Below are 16,914 nucleotides of genomic sequence, written 5' to 3' on the forward strand. Positions count from 1 at the left end.
GTGCGGCCGGACGTGGGGACGGTTGCGCTGGCGTAACGCCGCTGGCGCTTACTTGATGAAGTTGTATTGCAGGCTGCCCTGCACCCGGACCGTGTCGCCGCGCGCGCCGCCCTGCTGTTCCAGGCGCCCGTACAGCAGCTCCATGCCCATCGTCCACGACGGTGCCGGGCTCCAGATCAGGTTGAACACGCCGTAGCGGCTCTGACGGAATGCGTCGGCCGCCAGTGCAGCATTCCGCTCCAGGGTCAGCTGGCCGACGATCAGGTTCGAACGCCACAGCTCGGACCAGTAATGGGTGTAGCCAACGAAACCACCGTGCAGGTCCAGCGCATCAAGGCGGCCATCGGCACCGACCACCGCGTCCAGCCCGGAGCCGGTCAGGTCAGCGGTGTAACGGCTCAGGCCGCGCCCACCGAGGGCACCGAACAGCAGCAGGTCGCGCTCGCCCACCGACGCCGATCCGCTCAGCTGCAGGCCACCGGCCATGCGCCGGTCGCGCTCATCGTCACCGTCATACGCCAGGCTGCGTGCCACCGCGCCCAGTTGCAGGTGGCCCCAGTCGCGCTCCATGCGCGCCGTCACCGTCATATCCGGCAGCCGGTTCACCGCCGCGCGCTCATCGCTGGCACCGGCAAGTTCAGTCTTCGGATCTTCGGCGGCAACAGTCAGGGTGTTGCCCTTGCCCATCGCAAAGCTGTGGTGGATGCCGGCCACCAGCAGATAGCCCGCACCACCCGGACCGGCGAAATCCAGCGTGTCAGGCAAGCTGTCCGGATCCATGAAGCTGGAATAGCCGTAGCCCGCGTAGGTATTGCCAAGCTGGCCATAGGCGTGGCGCAGGCGGAATTCGTAACCATCACTGCTGCCGAAGAAGTCGTTCTCCAGGTAGAAGCGCAGGTTCCCGTGCGAGGTCGGGCGCCGCGCCTCGAAACTGAAGCGGGTCTGCTTGGCATGGATGTTGAAATTGGACACGTCACGATGACGGCCGCCCACTGGCATCGACGAAGGAATGAACTGATCTTCGTCGCCGGCTGCGCGCGAATCGGCGATGGCATCGAGCTTGGCGTAGCCGCCAATGCGGATCACCGTATCGGTGCCGGGAATGGCGAAGAACCCCTTCAGATCCGGGTCGGTTGGGCCGGCCGCACTGTCCGGTCGCGATGCCGCGGTGGAAGGATCGGCCACCGATTCACGCTGCGGCAGCACCGGTTGTGCCACGCCCGGCACCTGGGTGGGATGCAGCAGATGGGTAGCGCCTGCAGGTGCGGTCGCAGGCGCAGGGATCTGCGCGACGGCAGGCGCAACCGCGCCATTACGCTGCTCAAGCCGATCCAGCCGCTGCTGCATGCCTTCCAGTACCTGACGCATGGCCGCGATCTCACGGCGCAGCGCCTGCGCGTCCTCCTTGTCATCAGCCTGTGCATATGCCGGCGTGATCGCCAATACGGTCAAGCAGGCCAGACTCAGTACCGCCACGCGCATTGCATCCTCCCTGGACGTCCATGTTCATCTCGCAGGCCGAACGCACGCATGCGCGGCTCCGGCCCCACGTTGCAGTTGCTGGAAATGCGGATACTGCGTCGACGGCGGCGGCCAGCCTGCGCACTGCAGGCAACAGGACGATGACACTGTCCTGCCCGCACCGATGTCGACTCCATCAAGGCCGCGCTGCCAAAGAGGTGGCGACCGCAGCGGTCTGGGTAACAAGCACGGAGTGAGAATGTCGTGAATGGCTGTGCCGGCCGACCCTGATCAGGGCGTGGCGAGCGCGGCATCCGTCGCGCAGTGACGCTGTATTCCATGCGTCACAGGCTAATCCGCCTGTCGTTTTTGGCCTTGATTGGAATCAAGGCGTGATGCTTGATGTCAGTCACGATTCAGACGTGACGATGAACCAACGTTGCGCGGGCCTGCAACCGGAAGGCCGGCCACAGAATGCAACAGGCCCGCATGCTGCCATGCGGGCCTGTGCAATGTTTCATGAAGCTGGCGCCACTCAGCGCGGGCCAAGCACCGTCTGCAGATCGGCACCCTGCGGCAGGCCCGCACGACGCTGTACCTGGCCCTGTGCGTCCTGGAACAGAATGCCCGGCGTGCCCTGGAAGCCCATTTCGATCATCAGTACCTGATTGGCATCGAGCTTGCCAGCAATTTCGCGGCTGATGTTCGGCAGCGCCTTGATGCCACCGCGATCAAAATCGTGCTCGTTCTGCAGCAGCGCTGCACTCGGGTCACGGGCTGCGAGGATGGCCGCCGCCTTGGCCGGGCTGTCCTCGCGGATGACGCCGACCATGATGTGACGCAGCTGCACCTTGCCCGCATCGACCCACGGCCGTGCCGCTTCCCAGAACTTGTGGCAGTAAGGGCAGTTGGCATCGCTGAAGGTATAGACCACGCGCGGCGCATCGGCCTTGCCGTCACGTACCCAGGCGCTGGATTCCAGTTTGGTCCACATCTTGGCCGACATCGGCGAGGCCACCAGCTTCTCAACGGCCTCAGCGGCTACATCGTTGCCCTCCGCATCGAACAGGCTGCCGACCAGTACATGCTTGCCATCAGCAGTGACATAGGCCGCTGCCGGCTGCTGGCCGCCGACCACGCCGGCGAAACCTCGCAGGCCACCGGGGGCATCGAATTCGGCGACGACCTCGAACCCATGCTTCTCGATGCCCTTCAGCACCGCAGGGCGATCGCCCTTGTTGGCAGCGGCTGTGGCGCTCGCTGCCGGTGCCGCGGCGGTCTTGCCCGGCGGTGTCTGTGCCTGGCTGCAGGCGGCCAATGCCAGCAGGACCGGCAGCAACAGCACCGCCGGGGCGGTGCGCAGGGAAGTCGACAACATGGGAACTCCGTAGTGAGATGCCCGCGCAGGCTACCGCAGCCGGCGCAGTTTGTGTTCAAGACCAGCTGCCGTCAGTTCGCCGAGGTGCAGTTCACGCAGGCGCCCCTCGGCGTCGAAGAACAGGGTCGAGGGATAGGCCTGCACGCCCAGCACCGTGGATGCCGCAGCGTCATCGTCCAGCAATACGTTGCCCAGCAGGAGCCGTTCGCGCGCAACGAAACCCTGGACCTCCTCAAGGGTTTCACCCTGATTGAGGAACACGAACTGCACGTCCGCATGTGCCTGCTGTGCCGCTGCCAAGACCGGCATCTCACGCCTGCAGGGACCACACCAGCTGGCCCACAGGTTCAGCACCAGTGGCTTGCCACGAAACTGCTGCAGATCAACCCTTCCCCCTTGCAGATCAGCAACCTGCAATACCGGCAAGGGCATCTGCCGCTCCTGCCAGGCGGACAACAGCTGACTGCCGCCCGCCCATAGCAGCACACCTGCCAACGCCGCGCCCAGCACCGGGGCGCGCAACGCCCGCCATGGGCGCAACCTCCACAGTCCCCATGCCAATCCCGCAACCAGGACAACCACCAGGTGGTAGCCACCATCGGCAATCTGCAGAATGCTCCACGGCGCCTCGCGATACAGCGCGAAGTTCAAGGCCACGAAGCTGATGCGACCACACAGCAGGCCCACCAGCAGCATGTCCAGAACCATGCTGGGTGCGGAAGGCAGCGGCATGCCGTCCTTCCTGCGTGGCCAAAGACGCGCCACGGCCATCGCCAGCACTACGCACACGAGAATCAATACCACCGGCATCGGCACCGGCCCAACGCTCGACATCAGACCACCTGTTCAATCGTCCACTGGCTGCATGGTCGAAGTGTCGCACTCCGGTTGCAAGCCCGACGATGCTGCCCGCATCAGGCCGCGCTGCGCCCCAGTTGCATCACCGACGGCGATTGCAGCCCGCGCAGACTGCCCGCCACCGACGGCATCAAGGGCCGCTCGCGGCGCTTGCTGCTGACGTGACGCCGATAGTTCGCCGGCGTCATGCCAACGATGCGCAGGAACAACCGGCGAAACGCACTCTGATCGGCGTAGCCGACGCCCCAGGCCACCTCATCGATACCCGCTCCCTGCTGCAACAGGGTCTGCGCCTTGGCGATGCGCAGCCGTTGGCAGTACTCGATCGGCCGCAGGCCGGTGGCCTTGAGGAACCGCCGCTGCAGCGTGCGCGGCTCCAATCCGGAGACTTCGCAGATCGCGGCGAGGGTGGCGCCGCGTGCCGCCGTGGTGTGCAACCAGCGCTGTGCCTTCAATACATCACGATCGCCATGTGCGAAGTTGGCGCTGAAGCGTTCCAGATCCTGCTGGATCGTGGCGGGCACGGTGATGCCCAGCTGCTGCGCCACCGCACTGGCCACGCCCTGCCCATGCAGCCGGTACAACAGCCGCAGGCCCAGGAAGCGCCAGGCCTGGCCCCCGCCGACCGTCAGCAGGTCGCCGTCATCCACCAGCGCCCGCTCGCTCGGCACCCAGCTCGCGGCCTGCGCCTGCAGGCCTGGATGGCGCCCGAGATCGGGGCCACTGACCGTACGCCCGGCCAGCAATCCGGCCCGTGCCAGCACGCTGACGCCATCACTGGCGGCGGCCAGCAGGCTGCCACCGTCATAGTGCGCGCGCAGCCAGTCCAGCAGGACCTCATCCGCGCGCAGGCACGCGCCGGCACTGATCTGGCCGGGAACCGCAATCACAGCCGGGATGGCCGCATCGAGCATTTCCGCACCCGCAATACGGTGCACACCAGTCTGGCTGGCCGGCACGATCCAGCGGGTGACCAGCACCCGCTTGAACGGCCGGCGCTGCTGCTGGGCAAGGCGATTGGCAACGTGCGCCATTTCGGCCAGTACGGAGGCGGCAGACGGATCACCTCCCGGGTATTCAACCACCGCGATCTCGACGAATCCTTCGTTCCTGAATCCTTCCACAGACCACCTCCTCGGTTCGTTGCAGGCCATCGAACGGCCGGTTCAGGCGAAGGGTAGGAACTGGCCCATCGGCGGGGCTATGAAGAAAGTTGCAAAGTGCGCTGAATGCGCGCACCCAGTCCAAGCCTTGACTCTCGACCAGACTCCAGGCTTCACAATGGCCGGCAGCATCCGCAGGAATCCGCCATGAACATTGGACAACTGGCCCGCCAGGCGGGCGTGCCGATCGATACGGTGCGCTACTACGAACGACAGCAGCTGCTGCCGACCGCGGCCCGCTCGGCGGGTGGCTACCGCATCTTCGGCGAGCAGGATCTGCGCCGGCTGCGATTCATCCGCCGCGCCAAGGCGCTGGGCTTCAGCCTGGAAGAGATCGGCGAGCTGCTCGTACTGAGCGATCAGCACTCGCAGGACATGGGCAGCGTGCGCGACACCGCGCAGGCCCGCCTGCAGGACATCGCGCAACGGATGGCCGAGCTACAGCGCATGCACACCGCACTTTCGCAGCTGGTCGACGCCTGCCCCGGTCACGGCACGCTGGACCAGTGCCCGATCCTGGCGGCACTGACCGACAACGTTGCACAGGCGAAAGGCGACTGACATCGGCTTCGCAACGCACGTGAAGAAAAGTGCAACAAATGCTTGCCAACCCCCTGGGGCAAGGCTATTATTTCGCTCCTCAGCGACGTGGGGCCATAGCTCAGCTGGGAGAGCGCCTGCATGGCATGCAGGAGGTCAGCGGTTCGATCCCGCTTGGCTCCACCAATCTTTCGGCATTAGGCCGTCGAAAGGTCGCTAAAGAACATTGATGAGAATTGCGTCCCCATCGTCTAGAGGCCTAGGACATCACCCTTTCACGGTGGCGACCGGGGTTCGAATCCCCGTGGGGACGCCACTCATCACGAACAACGAGGACCCGGCCGATAACCGGGTCTTTTTTGTTCACCGCCTACCAGCAGTCAGGTAGTGGCGTTGCGGTTCCCCTGCCCTCGCGGCCGCGGTTGAACCGGAACGAAAAAAGCTCAAAAAAAGCTTCCACAAACGTGAACACGCAGGTATGATAGGCGGCTCGGTAACACGGGGCCATAGCTCAGCTGGGAGAGCGCCTGCATGGCATGCAGGAGGTCAGCGGTTCGATCCCGCTTGGCTCCACCACTTTCGACATTAGGCCGTCGAAGGTTCTACAACTTGAAGTTTTTCGTGCGTCCCCATCGTCTAGAGGCCTAGGACATCACCCTTTCACGGTGGCGACCGGGGTTCGAATCCCCGTGGGGACGCCAGTTTCAAAACGGACTCTGCTCCCGGCAGATCATCCGGAGTTTCATTGGGGCCATAGCTCAGCTGGGAGAGCGCCTGCATGGCATGCAGGAGGTCAGCGGTTCGATCCCGCTTGGCTCCACCACTTCGACATTAGGCCGTCGAAGGATCTACAACTTGAAGTTTTCGTGCGTCCCCATCGTCTAGAGGCCTAGGACATCACCCTTTCACGGTGGCGACCGGGGTTCGAATCCCCGTGGGGACGCCAATTCTTTAAAACCCCGGCTTCGGCCGGGGTTTTTCTTTGCCTGTGATTCCTGGGAAGGCCCGAGCCGCGCATGGCTGGCCTCAGCCTGGACACACCTCAGAACCGGCGATACATCCCGATCGATGCAGGTGCGGTAGGTGCGAAACCAAACTGCGCGTACAGCCGGTGCGCTTCACCATCTGCCAGAAGGCTGACGTATGCCGACGGCGGCAGGTTTGCCTGCATCCAGCCATCCAGGCGACGCATCACTTCCTTGCCCAGGCCCTGCCCCTGCAGGCGCGGCAACACGGCGATATCGCAGACCTGCAGGTGGCAGCCCCCATCGCCGACGATGCGCCCCATCGCCACCAGCTCGTTGCCCTGGTAGGCGCACACGCCATACAGGGTATTGGGCAGCGCGCGTGCCGCCGCCTCCTGGCTCTTGGCACTGAGGCCCGCCAGCACACGCAGCTGGCAATAGTCCTCGACCGTGGGCACGGCGTCGCGGAACTGGCAGGCGACGGAATCATTCATGCGCTTTCTCCCTGTAGGTCGGGCTATCCTGCCTCATCCATGTCGCAACTGCTGCGACCCGCGCCTGCAGAGTTCCCATGTGCTATTCCGCCCTGATCCGCGCCGACTACGCCAAGCTGGTGCGCGAGTTTGGCGCCATCCTGTCGCTGGAAGAATTCGCGGAGCTGTACGCGCACGATCCCGGCAAGAAGCGCCCCAGAACTCCCAAGGCCATGGATGACGGCTTCGCCGGTGCGCGCACCGAGCAGGGCCGCGACATCGTCGCGAAAATCCAGCAATGGCATGCGCAGGAGCGCCAGGATCTGGAAGCGGAGCTGGCCCGCCAGCGCGAGCGACGCGATATCGCCAACGCCACGCTGGCGACCCGCCCCACCCAGAAGGCACGCAACGACCTGCGCGTAGCCGGCAACCGCATCGATCGTGCGCAGGCCCGGCTGGAAGACCTGCACCGGGTGCAGCTGCTGCCGCGCGACAACCGCATTTTCCCTGGCACCTACGCACCGGTCATGGTCAGCGAGGGCGGCAAACGCGTGATCAAGCCGATGCGCTACCAGTGCCGGCTGCCGGACAAGCCGGTGCGCAACGACATCCTCTATCCCGGCACCTACAACGCGAGGCGCGACAGCCTGGAAGGCTATTGGCGCGGTGCGTTCGGCCTGCGCCACGGCGTGGTGGTGGTGCAGGCGTTCTATGAGCACGTACCGCGTCACGCCATCGCCGGCCGCACGCTGGGTGCCGATGAGAAGGAGCAGGACGTGGTGCTGGAGTTCCGGCCTGATCCTCCGCGCGATCTGCTGCTGGCCTGCCTGTGGGCGGAATGGGAAGGACCGGAAGGTCGCCTGCTGTCATTTGCCACCATCACCGACACGCCTCCGCACGACGTCGCTGCTGCGGGCCACGACCGCGGCGTCGTTCCCATCCGCAGGGAACACCTCGATGCCTGGCTCAATCCCGATCCGGATGATCTGGCGCGCCAGTACCGCATCCTCGACGACCGCGAAGAGATCCGCTACGTGTACGAAGAAGCGGGCTGAATACCGCGCACAGATGAAAAACCCCGCCTGGGCGGGGTTCATGGATCAGGGATTGCCGCCGCACATCGCCTCTTCGCAGAAGGCCTGTTCCTGCAGGCATTGTTCGACCTCACCACCCCGCGCGATGCAGCTCTTGTAGAGCTGGAAACAGGGCTGGCCGCACCACGCGGCAGAGGCCGTACCACCGAAGACCGCCATCGAAAGGACACCCGCAGCAACCATGCGCTTGATCCACTTCTTCATGCCACTCTCCTTGTAGGCCTGAGCATTCAGGCCCGGGCAGGATACGCCCACCGCTTCAGCATGCGCCAATCAGGCCCTGGCGCTGGCGCGGCCCACTGCGCGTACCAGTGCCTGGCTCAGGTCTGCCGAGAGATACGGCTTGACCAGCAGCACGCCGGCCAGCATCGGCTCGGGCAGCTGCTCGGCCAGCATGCCGGTGGCCAGCACGAACGGCACGCCACGCGCCGACAGCGCCGCGGCCACCGGCTCGCTGGTTTCATTGCGGGCCAGGCGGTAATCAAGCAGGGCAACGTCCGGGGTCGACGCCTCCAGCAGGCGCAGTGCCTCAGCGACGCTCGCGGCCAGACCCACCACCGTTGCACCGGCATGCACCAGCTGCATCTGGAGCAGTGCGGCACTCATCTCGTCGTTCTCGACCACCAGCACCCTCAGGTCCTGCAACACTGTCATCGGCTACCACTCCTGGAGGCATTCAAGCCGCCGCAGTATAGCCACCACTGGGCCGAAGCCGACAGGACGCGCCCTGATCGGCCTCCCCACTATGAAAGCCGTGCCGACCTCGTTTACAATCGCACGCTGCCTGCCGGTGTGGCGGAATGGTATACGCAGCTGACTCAAAATCAGCCGGGGGTGACCCCATGAAGGTTCGAGTCCTTTCACCGGCACCAAAGACCCTTGCGGCATAAGGGTTTAAAAGAAAATGGCGTAATGGAGTCGTGAATCTTCCGGCTCCGCCTTTTTTCTTCATTCTCTCTCGCTACACACCGCCGCGCATCTGCTGCAGCCCCGCCCTCAACCGCGCCTTGCTGCGGATGTCCCTCGCTCGGGGTTTCGTCTCCGCCGGCGGCTTGCGCGGCTCCAGCGCTGCCTTGATCCGCTCGATCTCCTTCGCCCCAGCCTCAGCCAGGCGCCGGGCCTGTTGCTGCTGCTCGCGGGTCGGGGGTAGGCCCGGCAGAGGCGTGGCCGGCGCGATGAGCGTGCTGTCGGTCAGGGGGTCCACGGCCTCGCGCGGCGGCAGGCCCGGGTAGAGCCCCACCGCACACCAGTGCTCAGCCAAGCGCCTATTCTGGCGCACGCTATCAGCTGTCACGAACCGTCCCTGCTCGGCGTCCCTACCTTTGAGTGGACCGACTCCGGCCCACACTTAGAGGAAAAGGACGTTAGAAATGAACCGAGCGAACTGGTTTGTGGTCTCTCCCGAGGGTGCCAAAGCGGTTGGACAGCTCCATCACTTTGTGACCACCGGCACATCGTTGCCCTCAAAATTGATCCACCTGGTGTTCTTGCGCGTTTCTCAACTGAATGGATGCGCGCACTGCATAGACATCCACACACGCGATCTACTCAAGGAAGGCATGCCCTTCGACACAATCACCCTTCTGCCTGTTTGGCGCGAAGCCTCGTACCTGTTCTCGGAGCAAGAGCGCGCCGCGTTGGCATGGTCTGAGGAAGTGACGCTTGTCAGCGAGACCCACGCATCTGACGAGGCGTATCAGGCCGTGGCCGCAGCCTTCAGCGAGAAGGACCTTGTCGATCTTACGCTCACCATCGCGGCAATGAACGCGATCAATCGGCTAGGCGTGAGCTTTAGGCTCAAGCCCCGTGCCAAGCCCGCTACCGAGTAACGACACCGGCGAGCGCTGGGCATTGGCCCAGCGCCGCGTCAGCGCCGCTTTGATCCGACTTTTGCCTCCCTCAACCGAGCCTTAGCGGGATCCGTCAGTCTGGGCTTGGTCTCCGCCGGCCGCCGGATCGGCTCCAGTGCCGCCATCACCCGGGCGAACGCGGCAGCAGCCGCCTCGTCCAGGGACTCGGGCTGGCGGTACTGATGATCGACATCGACCACTTCAAACGGCTCAATGACACCTACGGCCACCCGGAAGGCGATCGTCGCCTGCAGTCGGTGGCTGCCATCCTTGATGGCTGCCTGCAACGGGGTGACGATCTGCTGGCCCGCTATGGCGGCGAAGAGTTCATCGCCGCCCTGCCCTCGCCCGATGCCGCCCACGCCCTGGGCCTGGGCGAACGGCTGCGCGCTTCGGTCGAAGCCGCAGCCCTGCCCACCCCTGAAGCCACCGTCACCATCAGCATCGGCGTGGCCTGGCAGGCACCGGGCGAAGACCGCGATCCGCGCGACCTGGTCGAACGCGCCGACCAGGCCCTGTATCGCGCCAAGCATGCCGGCCGCAACTGCGTACGCGGCGACACCGGCACCACGGAAGACTGGTCCGGGCGCCGCGTCTAGACCGCGTGCAGCGCCGCCGCTCCATGCCGATGCCCGGCCCCGCCCTGCACGCGGAAGCTGGCCACGGTCTGCAGCAGCTGCGCCGACTGTTCTTCCATGCTGCGCGCCGCCGCCGACGCCTCCTCGACCAGGGCCGCGTTCTGCTGGGTGCCCTGATCGATCAGGTCAACCGCATGATTCATCTGCTGGATGTCGTCGCTCTGCTGCTGCGAGGCAGTGCTGATTTCGGTCATCAGGTCACTGACCCGGCGCACGTTGATCACGATTTCATCCATGGTGCGGCCCGCGCTCTCAACCTGCGCCGTGCCGGCGCCCACATTGGCAACCGACTCATCGATCAGGTGCTTGATCTCCTTGGCTGCGCTGGCCGAACGCTGCGACAGCTCGCGGATCTCGGTTGCAACCACGGCGAAGCCACGGCCATGTTCACCGGCACGCGCAGCCTCCACCGCTGCGTTCAGCGCGAGAATGTTGGTCTGGAAGGCGATGCCGTCGATCACCCCGATGATGTCGACGATGCGCCGCGACGAGGCATTGATCACCGCCATCGTCTCGACCACCTCATGCACCACATTGCCGCCTCGCGCGGCGACGTCGGCCGCTCCACCGGCCAGCTGGCTGGCCTGGCGCGCGTTGGTGGCCGTGCGCTGCACGGTCTCGGCCAGTCCCTTCATCGACACGGCGGTTTCCTCCAGCGAGGCCGCCTGCTGCTCGGTGCGCTGCGAGAGGTCGCTGTTGCCCTGTGCGATTTCAGTCGCGCCGACTGCGATGGTGTCCGCAGCGAACTTGATCTGGCCGATGATGGCCGCCATCGCCTCGACCAGCGAATTCACGCCTTCGCACAGTTCGGCGATCGGTCCGTTCTTGTCGGTGGTGGCCACGCGCTGGGTCAGGTCGCCCTGCTTGGCGGCAGCCACCACCTCGCGGGTCTGCGCCACGGCGCGCTGCATGGCCTGGTTCTCATGCACCTGCACGGTGATGTCGGTAGCGTACTTGACGACCTTGAACGGCTTGCCGTTGAGGTCCAGGATCGGGTTGTAGGATGCCTGGATCCAGACCTCGCGCCCGCCCTTGCCCAGGCGCCGATACTGCCCGGCGTCATACTCGCCACGCCCGAGTTTCTCCCAGAACTGGCGATATTCGACGCTGCTGCGATGCTCGGGCTCGACAAACAACGAATGGTGCTGCCCGCGCACCTCGTCCAGGCTGTAGCCGGTGGCGGCCAGGAAATTGTCATTGGCCGACAGGATGCGGCCATCCATGCTGAACTCGATCACCGCCTGCGACTTGGCGATCGCGGCCAGTTGCCCCGCCGAGTCGGCCGCCTGCAGCTTCTGCGCGGTGATGTCGGTCGCGAACTTGACCACCTTGTACGGCCGCCCCTGGCGGTCCAGCACCGGGTTGTACGAGGCCTGGATCCAGATCTCGCGCTGGCCCTTGCCGAAGCGGCGGTACTGTCCGGCGTCATATTCGCCGCGCCCCAAGCGCGCCCAGAAGTCGCGGTATTCAGCGCTGCGCGCCTGCTCGGGGTCGACGAACAGGGAATGATGCCCGCCCTGGATCTCCTCCAGCCGGTAGCCCATCGCCTGCAGGAAATTGTCATTGGCCTGCAGGATGGTGCCGTCGAGCGCGAACTCGATGACGGCCTGCACGCGATGCAGCGCGGCCACCTGCGCTTCCAGCTCGGTGCGGTCGGTCACCGCCTTCTCTGTGCGGGTGCGTTGCTGTGGCGCCAGTACGCCAAGCAGCGCACGCCACGGCGACCAACGGGTATGCAGCTCGGCCGGCGCCTGCGCGCCCGCCGTGAAGCCTGGAATGAGCATTGTCTGATCCTCGGTGTCCGGTAAGCGGTTGTGACCCGACGGGCGGGATGCCCGGCGGCAACATCAGTTGCCAGGGACTACAGGTGCCAACCGGCACCTCTCGAGCGACTGCCAAGAGCGTCTGCTGCGGGTGCGATCGGCATCTGGAAGCGGCGGAACACACTGCGCGGACCGCCCATCGGGGGCAGTCCCGGGTCCTGCGGCGGGTGACTGGAGCGGGATCCAGAGGGAGTATCGGCGATGCCGTCGGCCGCTTTAGCGGGATTCCGCGACGTCCGTCGCAACTCCATGCATTGCAGCCGGAATGCGGTAGACGATTGCCGTGTACTTCACGCCCCGCTCACGTGCCACCGCCTGCCCACCGAGGGACTCAGCCAGTGAACGGCTGGACCGGTTCCGTTCCGCCACCGGGTAGCGGAACGCCGCACAGCGCAGGCGCTCGGAGGCCGCCGACCACACCGCCGCCACGGCTTCGCGGCCATAGCCGTGCCCATGCATCACTTCTGCGATCCAGATGCCCAGCTCGGGTTCTGCTTCCCCGGCTCGATGCAGGCCTGCCAGGCCAAGGAATACATCATCCTCGCGCCTGCGGATCACGAACGTGATGTCGGTCCCGTCGGCAATGGTGGGCAGCCACGTCTGCCAGACCGCAGCAAACGCCGCCTCCGACGGAGGCGGCTCGAAGGCCATGTAGCGGGTCAGCCCGGGCGTGATTCCCGCAAATGCCTCGTCGGCGTCACCGGGCGTGAATGGCCGGAGGTGCAGCCGCGGACTGTCGATGGTCCAGTCGTCGGATGTCATGTTCTGCATTGCCTGAGCGCTGAGTACAGCATCGCTCAGCAGAAGGATGCAGCTCAAGGCAGAAAGGTTTACATGACCAATGCGGGATTCCCCAGCCGGAGAAAATGACCAGCATGAAGGTCCCGCAGGACGCTTATCGACATGGAGATCGCATGTTCCCTCGCTTTGCCAGCCTTCTCTTCCTGGCCGTGTGCAGCAGCAGCGCGCTGGCCAACGACACCGCCTATCGACCGGCGTTCCACCCGGACCAGCTGAAGGGACCGCCCGCAGGACGCCCGAACGAAGTACTGGTACTGGGCAGCCCGCACCTGTCCAGCCTGCCGGAGACCTTCACGCCGGCGATGCTGGAACCTCTGCTGCAGCGCCTGGAAGCCTGGCGGCCCACCGCGATCGCAGTGGAGAACCTGTCCGGCCTGCAGTGTGACTTCATGCGCCGCAATCCAGCCCGATACGCGGAGAGCGTAGCGGACTACTGCGTCGATCCGGCCCCGGCGCAGGCCGCCACCGGCCTGGACGTGCCCAGCGCGAACGTGGAGATGGAACGCCTGCTTGCGGAATGGCCGAAGGCGCCAACCGCTGCCCAGCGACGCCGATTGGCCGCAGTCTTCCTGGCCGCGGGCGAAAGCAGCTCGGCAGTCGTCCAATGGCTGCGGCTGCCCAGGGAAGAGCGACGTGCTTCGGACAGCCTGACGCCGGAGCTGGTGCGGTTCCTCGACACGCGCATGACCCGCCGCAACGAGGCCGGCCTGGTGGCCGGCGTCCTTGCCGCACGCCTGGGACTGGAGCGCCTGTGGTCGGTCGACGACCACACTGCGGATTCGCCAACACCGGAATCGCAGCAGAAGGCCTACGCTGCCGCCATACGCGGTGCCTGGGACAATTCCTTCGTCAAAGCGCGCAGGGCGGCCGATGAACGGCTCGAAGCCAATCTTGACCAAGCGGATGGGTTGCTCGCGATGTATCGCGCCTACAACGCACCCGAGGCCGTGATGGCGGCCTTCAACAGCGATTTCGGCGCGACGCTCGTCGAACCCTCGCCGGAAGGCTTCGGCCGCAACTACGTGGGCTACTGGGAAACCCGCAACCTGCGCATGGTCGCCAACATACGCGACATACTGGGCCAGCAGTCAGGCACCCGCATGCTGACCATCGTCGGTGCCTCGCACAAGGGCTACTACGAGGCTTACCTCAACCTGATGCACGACGTGCAGCTGGTCAGTTCGGATGAAGTTCTGCGCTGACGCAACATGACATGGGGGATGCGGTGACCATCCACCGCATCACTCCACCGCGTTCCTGCCCGCCCGCCAGAGCACGATGCAGGCGGCACCGATGCAGGACAGCGTGAATACCAGCAGGGCGACCGCGCCGCCCTGCAGCACCGGCAGCAGGGCCTGCGCGTGCAGGTCGCCGCGCAGCTGTTCCGCACGCAGGCAGGCGGCCAGGGCCAGGCACCAACCGACCAGGGCCGGAGCGAAGGCACGCACCGTCACCGGGTTGCAGACATTCATGGGATCGCCTGTACGAGGGGAAGTGCACGGAGTATTCGCGCACGCCCTCTCACAGGCTGAGATCAGCCCTCGATCGGGTCGATGTCGTCGCTCGGCAGCTCACTGGCCTCGCCCTGCACCTGTACGTTGTTGCGACCCATTGCCTTGGCCCGGTAGCACTGGGCATCAGCCGCCGCTACAGCCTGGTCCACGCTCATCCCGCCCGCCAATGGCGCGATACCGATGCTGGCGCCCACATGCAGGCGATCCCGGTCCCACGGAATCGACAGCGATGCCAGGGTGTGCAGCAGTTCACCGCCGATGCGCGCTGCACGACGCGGTGTGCAGCCGGACAGGATCACCGCGAATTCGTCGCCGCCCAGCCGCGCCACCACGTCCGAATCGCGCACGCCGTGGCGCAGCACGCTGGCCACCGCCCACAGCACGGCATCGCCGGCCAGATGGCCCCAGGTATCGTTGACCGGCTTGAAGCGGTCCAGGTCGATGTACATCAACGAGGCGGCCTGGCCGGTACGCTCGACGCGGGTGATCGCCTGCTGCAGATGCACCTCGAAGCCGCGGCGGTTGCTCAGCTCGGTCAGCGGATCGATCTCGGCCAGATGGCGCGCCTCGCGCTGGCGCGCGCGCTGCTGGGTGTCATCGCGCAGCACCCACACTGCGCCCCGTACATGACCTTCATCATCACGCAGCCAGGCACGGGTCAGGTCAACCGGAATCGTGGCTGTGCCCAGGCGCAGCAACAGGTCGGCGTGCAGGTCCACTGCGTTGCTTTCCGGGTCCAGCAGCACGGAGACATCCAGCACTGAACCGGGTGCGTACTCGGTGGTCAGTGCCAGCACATCCTGCACCTTGTGCCCGGCCAGCGACAGCGCGCCATCACCGGCCAGGGTGCGCACCGCGGCGGCATTGGCGTAGTCGATGCGGCCATCCAGGCTGACACTGAGCACCAGGTCGGCCACCGCATCAAGCGTGATACGGCTGCGCTGCTCGCTCTCGAACAGACGCTGCTCGCTGCTGCGCTGGGCGCTGATGTCCTGGATCTGCGACACAAAATGCAGCGGCTCGCCGTGCTCGGTGCGCACCAGCGACACCGACAGCCGTGCCCAGATCACCTTGCCGTCGCGATCGAGATAACGTTTTTCCAGGTGGTAGTGGCTGCGCCGCCCGGCCAGCAGGTCCTGCACCAGGGCCAGATCGGTCTGCAGGTCGTCGGGGTGGGTCAGGCGCTGGAAATCAACCTGCAGCAGTTCTTCGCGGGGGTAGCCCAGGATCCGGCACAGTGCGTCATTGACGTCCAGCCAGCGCCCTTCCAGCGACACCAGCGCCATGCCCAGCGCCGCCGACGTGAACGCACCGGCGAATTTCTCTGCCGACAGGCGTGCTTCGGCACGCGCCTGCAGGATCTCGGTAATGTCGATGGACATGCCGACATAGCCGATCCGCGCGCCGCCGGCACCATCCATGCGGCTGATCGACAGGCGCACCTGGCGTGGCTGGCCATCCTTGCGCCGCAGTGTCCACTGCCGTGAATAGGTCTGCTCATCGGCGCGGGCGCTGAGTGCTTCAAACGCGCCCGGCAGGCTTCCGTCCGCAGCCGCCAGCGGACGCAGCCAGGCCGCCAGCTCGTCCGGATCGTGGAAATCACCCAGTCGCCGCTGGCCGACCACTTCTTCGGCGCTGTATCCCAGCAGGCGTTCCGCGCCGGTATTGAACAAGGTGATGGTGCCTTCGGTATCGGTCGCGATCACCGCCACCTCGTCGGATGCGTCGACCACGGCCTGCAATCGCTGCCGGCTCTCGGCCGCATCCTGTCGCGCCTGCTGCAGCTCGGTCACGTCGGCGTGTGCACCGGCCATCCACAGCGGTCGTCCCTGCCCGTCCCATTCGAACACGCGGCCACGGTCGTGGATCCATATCCACTGGCCATTCTTGTGCCGCATGCGCAGCAGGCAGACATAGTTGTCGCTGCGGCCTTCGAAATGGTCCTCCAGTGCCGCATCGGACAGGACGATGTCGTCGGGGTGGACCAGCTTCAGGAACGTCTTCTGGCACACCGGCTCCAGCTCTTCCAGGCGATAGCCGACGATCTCCGCCCAGCGCGCATTGACCCGCATTTCGCCGGTCTGCACGTTCCATTCCCAGGTGCCGGCTGCGGTGCCGTCGATGATCATCGCCAGGCGACGGCGCTCCTCGGCCAGCTCCTGCAGGCGCCGTTCGAGCAGCCCGTTGCCGTTGCTTCCCTGGCCCGCCATCAACCCGCCCCGCGGCCCGCACAGGCGGGCAGTGGCCGCAGCACAACGCTGCAGCCCTCAACGAAGACAACGGGTCCTGCTGGCGTCATGGCCCTCCCCAGCGACAGCGGGGTGGCCGAACGCCTCCCCTCAAGCGCAAGTGTGCG

At 65.6% G+C, this 16,914-nt stretch carries 16 protein-coding genes, 7 tRNA genes and 1 pseudogene; 12 read left to right on the forward strand and 12 right to left on the reverse strand.

Annotated elements, in window-relative coordinates:
- Nucleotides 1-48: 48 nt before the first annotated feature.
- From M1L61_RS13675 to M1L61_RS13690, 4 genes are all read right to left on the reverse strand, one after another.
- Nucleotides 49-1,482 (reverse strand): DcaP family trimeric outer membrane transporter, encoded by a 1,434-nt coding sequence (locus M1L61_RS13675; protein WP_159360309.1) that lies wholly within the window; start codon nt 1,480-1,482, stop codon nt 49-51.
- A 514-nt stretch (nt 1,483-1,996) separates the two neighbouring features.
- On the reverse strand, nt 1,997-2,839 hold the full coding sequence (dsbG, locus tag M1L61_RS13680) for a thiol:disulfide interchange protein DsbG (protein WP_010484982.1): 843 nt from the start codon (nt 2,837-2,839) through the stop codon (nt 1,997-1,999).
- Nucleotides 2,840-2,869: 30 nt separating this feature from the next.
- Nucleotides 2,870-3,673 carry a TlpA disulfide reductase family protein gene (locus tag M1L61_RS13685; protein WP_224328271.1) on the reverse strand — a complete coding sequence of 268 codons (804 nt, stop codon included), beginning with the start codon at nt 3,671-3,673 and terminating at the stop codon, nt 2,870-2,872.
- 80 nt (nt 3,674-3,753) lie between these two features.
- Nucleotides 3,754-4,821 (reverse strand): helix-turn-helix domain-containing protein, encoded by a 1,068-nt coding sequence (locus M1L61_RS13690; RefSeq protein ID WP_019336511.1) that lies wholly within the window; start codon nt 4,819-4,821, stop codon nt 3,754-3,756.
- A 186-nt stretch (nt 4,822-5,007) separates the two neighbouring features.
- On the opposite strand from M1L61_RS13690, the gene M1L61_RS13695 reads away from it, so the two are divergent.
- The 7 genes from M1L61_RS13695 (at nt 5,008) to M1L61_RS13725 (ending at nt 6,346) form a co-directional block, all read left to right on the forward strand.
- Nucleotides 5,008-5,421, forward strand: a complete 414-nt coding sequence (locus M1L61_RS13695; protein ID WP_010484978.1) for a heavy metal-responsive transcriptional regulator — start codon at nt 5,008-5,010, stop codon at nt 5,419-5,421.
- An 89-nt stretch (nt 5,422-5,510) separates the two neighbouring features.
- Nucleotides 5,511-5,586: transfer RNA gene (locus tag M1L61_RS13700), tRNA-Ala, on the forward strand.
- A 54-nt stretch (nt 5,587-5,640) separates the two neighbouring features.
- A tRNA-Glu gene (locus tag M1L61_RS13705) sits at nt 5,641-5,716 on the forward strand.
- Between the two features lie 184 nt (nt 5,717-5,900).
- Nucleotides 5,901-5,976 (forward strand) — tRNA-Ala (locus M1L61_RS13710).
- Between the two features lie 49 nt (nt 5,977-6,025).
- Nucleotides 6,026-6,101, forward strand: a tRNA-Glu gene (locus tag M1L61_RS13715).
- Between the two features lie 46 nt (nt 6,102-6,147).
- Nucleotides 6,148-6,223 (forward strand) — tRNA-Ala (locus M1L61_RS13720).
- A gap of 47 nt (nt 6,224-6,270) precedes the next feature.
- Nucleotides 6,271-6,346: transfer RNA gene (locus M1L61_RS13725), tRNA-Glu, on the forward strand.
- Nucleotides 6,347-6,442: 96 nt separating this feature from the next.
- On the opposite strand, the gene M1L61_RS13730 is transcribed toward M1L61_RS13725, so the two are convergent.
- The gene (locus M1L61_RS13730) at nt 6,443-6,859 is read right to left on the reverse strand and encodes a GNAT family N-acetyltransferase (protein ID WP_043403080.1); all 417 of its coding nucleotides are present in this window, start codon (nt 6,857-6,859) and stop codon (nt 6,443-6,445) included.
- A 77-nt stretch (nt 6,860-6,936) separates the two neighbouring features.
- Between M1L61_RS13730 and M1L61_RS13735 the strand changes: the two genes are divergently transcribed.
- Nucleotides 6,937-7,893, forward strand: coding sequence for an SOS response-associated peptidase family protein (locus M1L61_RS13735; protein WP_010484958.1), 957 nt, complete (start codon nt 6,937-6,939; stop codon nt 7,891-7,893).
- A gap of 45 nt (nt 7,894-7,938) precedes the next feature.
- Here M1L61_RS13735 and M1L61_RS13740 read toward each other — a convergent pair whose 3' ends face one another.
- Together M1L61_RS13740 and M1L61_RS13745 are read right to left on the reverse strand one after the other, a co-directional pair.
- Nucleotides 7,939-8,136, reverse strand: coding sequence for a hypothetical protein (locus M1L61_RS13740; RefSeq protein ID WP_010484956.1), 198 nt, complete (start codon nt 8,134-8,136; stop codon nt 7,939-7,941).
- A gap of 69 nt (nt 8,137-8,205) precedes the next feature.
- Nucleotides 8,206-8,586, reverse strand: a complete 381-nt coding sequence (locus M1L61_RS13745) for a response regulator (protein WP_010484954.1) — start codon at nt 8,584-8,586, stop codon at nt 8,206-8,208.
- Between the two features lie 132 nt (nt 8,587-8,718).
- Here M1L61_RS13745 and M1L61_RS13750 point away from each other — a divergent pair.
- Nucleotides 8,719-8,804: transfer RNA gene (locus M1L61_RS13750), tRNA-Leu, on the forward strand.
- Between the two features lie 89 nt (nt 8,805-8,893).
- Here the strand turns inward: M1L61_RS13750 and M1L61_RS13755 are convergent.
- Nucleotides 8,894-9,193 carry a hypothetical protein gene (locus tag M1L61_RS13755; RefSeq protein ID WP_224328272.1) on the reverse strand — a complete coding sequence of 100 codons (300 nt, stop codon included), beginning with the start codon at nt 9,191-9,193 and terminating at the stop codon, nt 8,894-8,896.
- Nucleotides 9,194-9,302: 109 nt separating this feature from the next.
- On the opposite strand from M1L61_RS13755, the gene M1L61_RS13760 reads away from it, so the two are divergent.
- Nucleotides 9,303-9,761, forward strand: coding sequence for a carboxymuconolactone decarboxylase family protein (locus M1L61_RS13760; protein ID WP_248853648.1), 459 nt, complete (start codon nt 9,303-9,305; stop codon nt 9,759-9,761).
- A gap of 179 nt (nt 9,762-9,940) precedes the next feature.
- Nucleotides 9,941-10,381: pseudogene (locus M1L61_RS13765) on the forward strand (GGDEF domain-containing protein); the annotation flags it as partial.
- Here the strand turns inward: M1L61_RS13765 and M1L61_RS13770 are convergent.
- Nucleotides 10,378-12,204 carry a methyl-accepting chemotaxis protein gene (locus M1L61_RS13770; RefSeq protein ID WP_049482641.1) on the reverse strand — a complete coding sequence of 609 codons (1,827 nt, stop codon included), beginning with the start codon at nt 12,202-12,204 and terminating at the stop codon, nt 10,378-10,380. The pseudogene M1L61_RS13765 and the gene M1L61_RS13770 sit on opposite strands and share 4 nt — an antisense overlap.
- Nucleotides 12,205-12,459: 255 nt before the next feature.
- The gene (locus M1L61_RS13775) at nt 12,460-13,005 is read right to left on the reverse strand and encodes a GNAT family N-acetyltransferase (protein WP_043403106.1); all 546 of its coding nucleotides are present in this window, start codon (nt 13,003-13,005) and stop codon (nt 12,460-12,462) included.
- A 152-nt stretch (nt 13,006-13,157) separates the two neighbouring features.
- Between M1L61_RS13775 and M1L61_RS13780 the strand changes: the two genes are divergently transcribed.
- Entirely contained in the window at nt 13,158-14,246 is a 1,089-nt protein-coding gene (locus tag M1L61_RS13780; RefSeq protein ID WP_248853649.1) for a DUF5694 domain-containing protein, read from the forward strand.
- A 39-nt stretch (nt 14,247-14,285) separates the two neighbouring features.
- On the opposite strand, the gene M1L61_RS13785 is transcribed toward M1L61_RS13780, so the two are convergent.
- On the reverse strand, nt 14,286-14,516 hold the full coding sequence (locus M1L61_RS13785; protein WP_010484939.1) for a hypothetical protein: 231 nt from the start codon (nt 14,514-14,516) through the stop codon (nt 14,286-14,288).
- Nucleotides 14,517-14,578: 62 nt separating this feature from the next.
- Nucleotides 14,579-16,768, reverse strand: a complete 2,190-nt coding sequence (locus M1L61_RS13790) for a PAS domain S-box protein (protein ID WP_019336521.1) — start codon at nt 16,766-16,768, stop codon at nt 14,579-14,581.
- Between the last annotated feature and the right edge of the window lie 146 nt (nt 16,769-16,914).

It is taken from the genome of Stenotrophomonas sp. NY11291 (assembly GCF_023277365.1).
Taxonomy (GTDB): Bacteria; Pseudomonadota; Gammaproteobacteria; order Xanthomonadales; family Xanthomonadaceae; genus Stenotrophomonas; species Stenotrophomonas geniculata.

What these genes read in the sequence shown, in the direction of transcription:
- M1L61_RS13675 (WP_159360309.1), bottom strand. Translation starts at nt 1,482, where the DNA reads ATGCGCGTGGCGGTACTGAGTCTGGCCTGCTTGACCGTATTGGCGATC.
- dsbG (WP_010484982.1), bottom strand. Translation starts at nt 2,839, where the DNA reads ATGTTGTCGACTTCCCTGCGCACCGCCCCGGCGGTGCTGTTGCTGCCG.
- M1L61_RS13685 (WP_224328271.1), bottom strand. Translation starts at nt 3,673, where the DNA reads ATGTCGAGCGTTGGGCCGGTGCCGATGCCGGTGGTATTGATTCTCGTG.
- M1L61_RS13695 (WP_010484978.1), top strand. Translation starts at nt 5,008, where the DNA reads ATGAACATTGGACAACTGGCCCGCCAGGCGGGCGTGCCGATCGATACG.
- M1L61_RS13730 (WP_043403080.1), bottom strand. Translation starts at nt 6,859, where the DNA reads ATGAATGATTCCGTCGCCTGCCAGTTCCGCGACGCCGTGCCCACGGTC.
- M1L61_RS13735 (WP_010484958.1), top strand. Translation starts at nt 6,937, where the DNA reads ATGTGCTATTCCGCCCTGATCCGCGCCGACTACGCCAAGCTGGTGCGC.
- M1L61_RS13740 (WP_010484956.1), bottom strand. Translation starts at nt 8,136, where the DNA reads ATGAAGAAGTGGATCAAGCGCATGGTTGCTGCGGGTGTCCTTTCGATG.
- M1L61_RS13745 (WP_010484954.1), bottom strand. Translation starts at nt 8,586, where the DNA reads ATGACAGTGTTGCAGGACCTGAGGGTGCTGGTGGTCGAGAACGACGAG.
- M1L61_RS13760 (WP_248853648.1), top strand. Translation starts at nt 9,303, where the DNA reads ATGAACCGAGCGAACTGGTTTGTGGTCTCTCCCGAGGGTGCCAAAGCG.
- M1L61_RS13770 (WP_049482641.1), bottom strand. Translation starts at nt 12,204, where the DNA reads ATGCTCATTCCAGGCTTCACGGCGGGCGCGCAGGCGCCGGCCGAGCTG.
- M1L61_RS13775 (WP_043403106.1), bottom strand. Translation starts at nt 13,005, where the DNA reads ATGACATCCGACGACTGGACCATCGACAGTCCGCGGCTGCACCTCCGG.
- M1L61_RS13780 (WP_248853649.1), top strand. Translation starts at nt 13,158, where the DNA reads ATGTTCCCTCGCTTTGCCAGCCTTCTCTTCCTGGCCGTGTGCAGCAGC.
- M1L61_RS13785 (WP_010484939.1), bottom strand. Translation starts at nt 14,516, where the DNA reads ATGAATGTCTGCAACCCGGTGACGGTGCGTGCCTTCGCTCCGGCCCTG.
- M1L61_RS13790 (WP_019336521.1), bottom strand. Translation starts at nt 16,768, where the DNA reads ATGGCGGGCCAGGGAAGCAACGGCAACGGGCTGCTCGAACGGCGCCTG.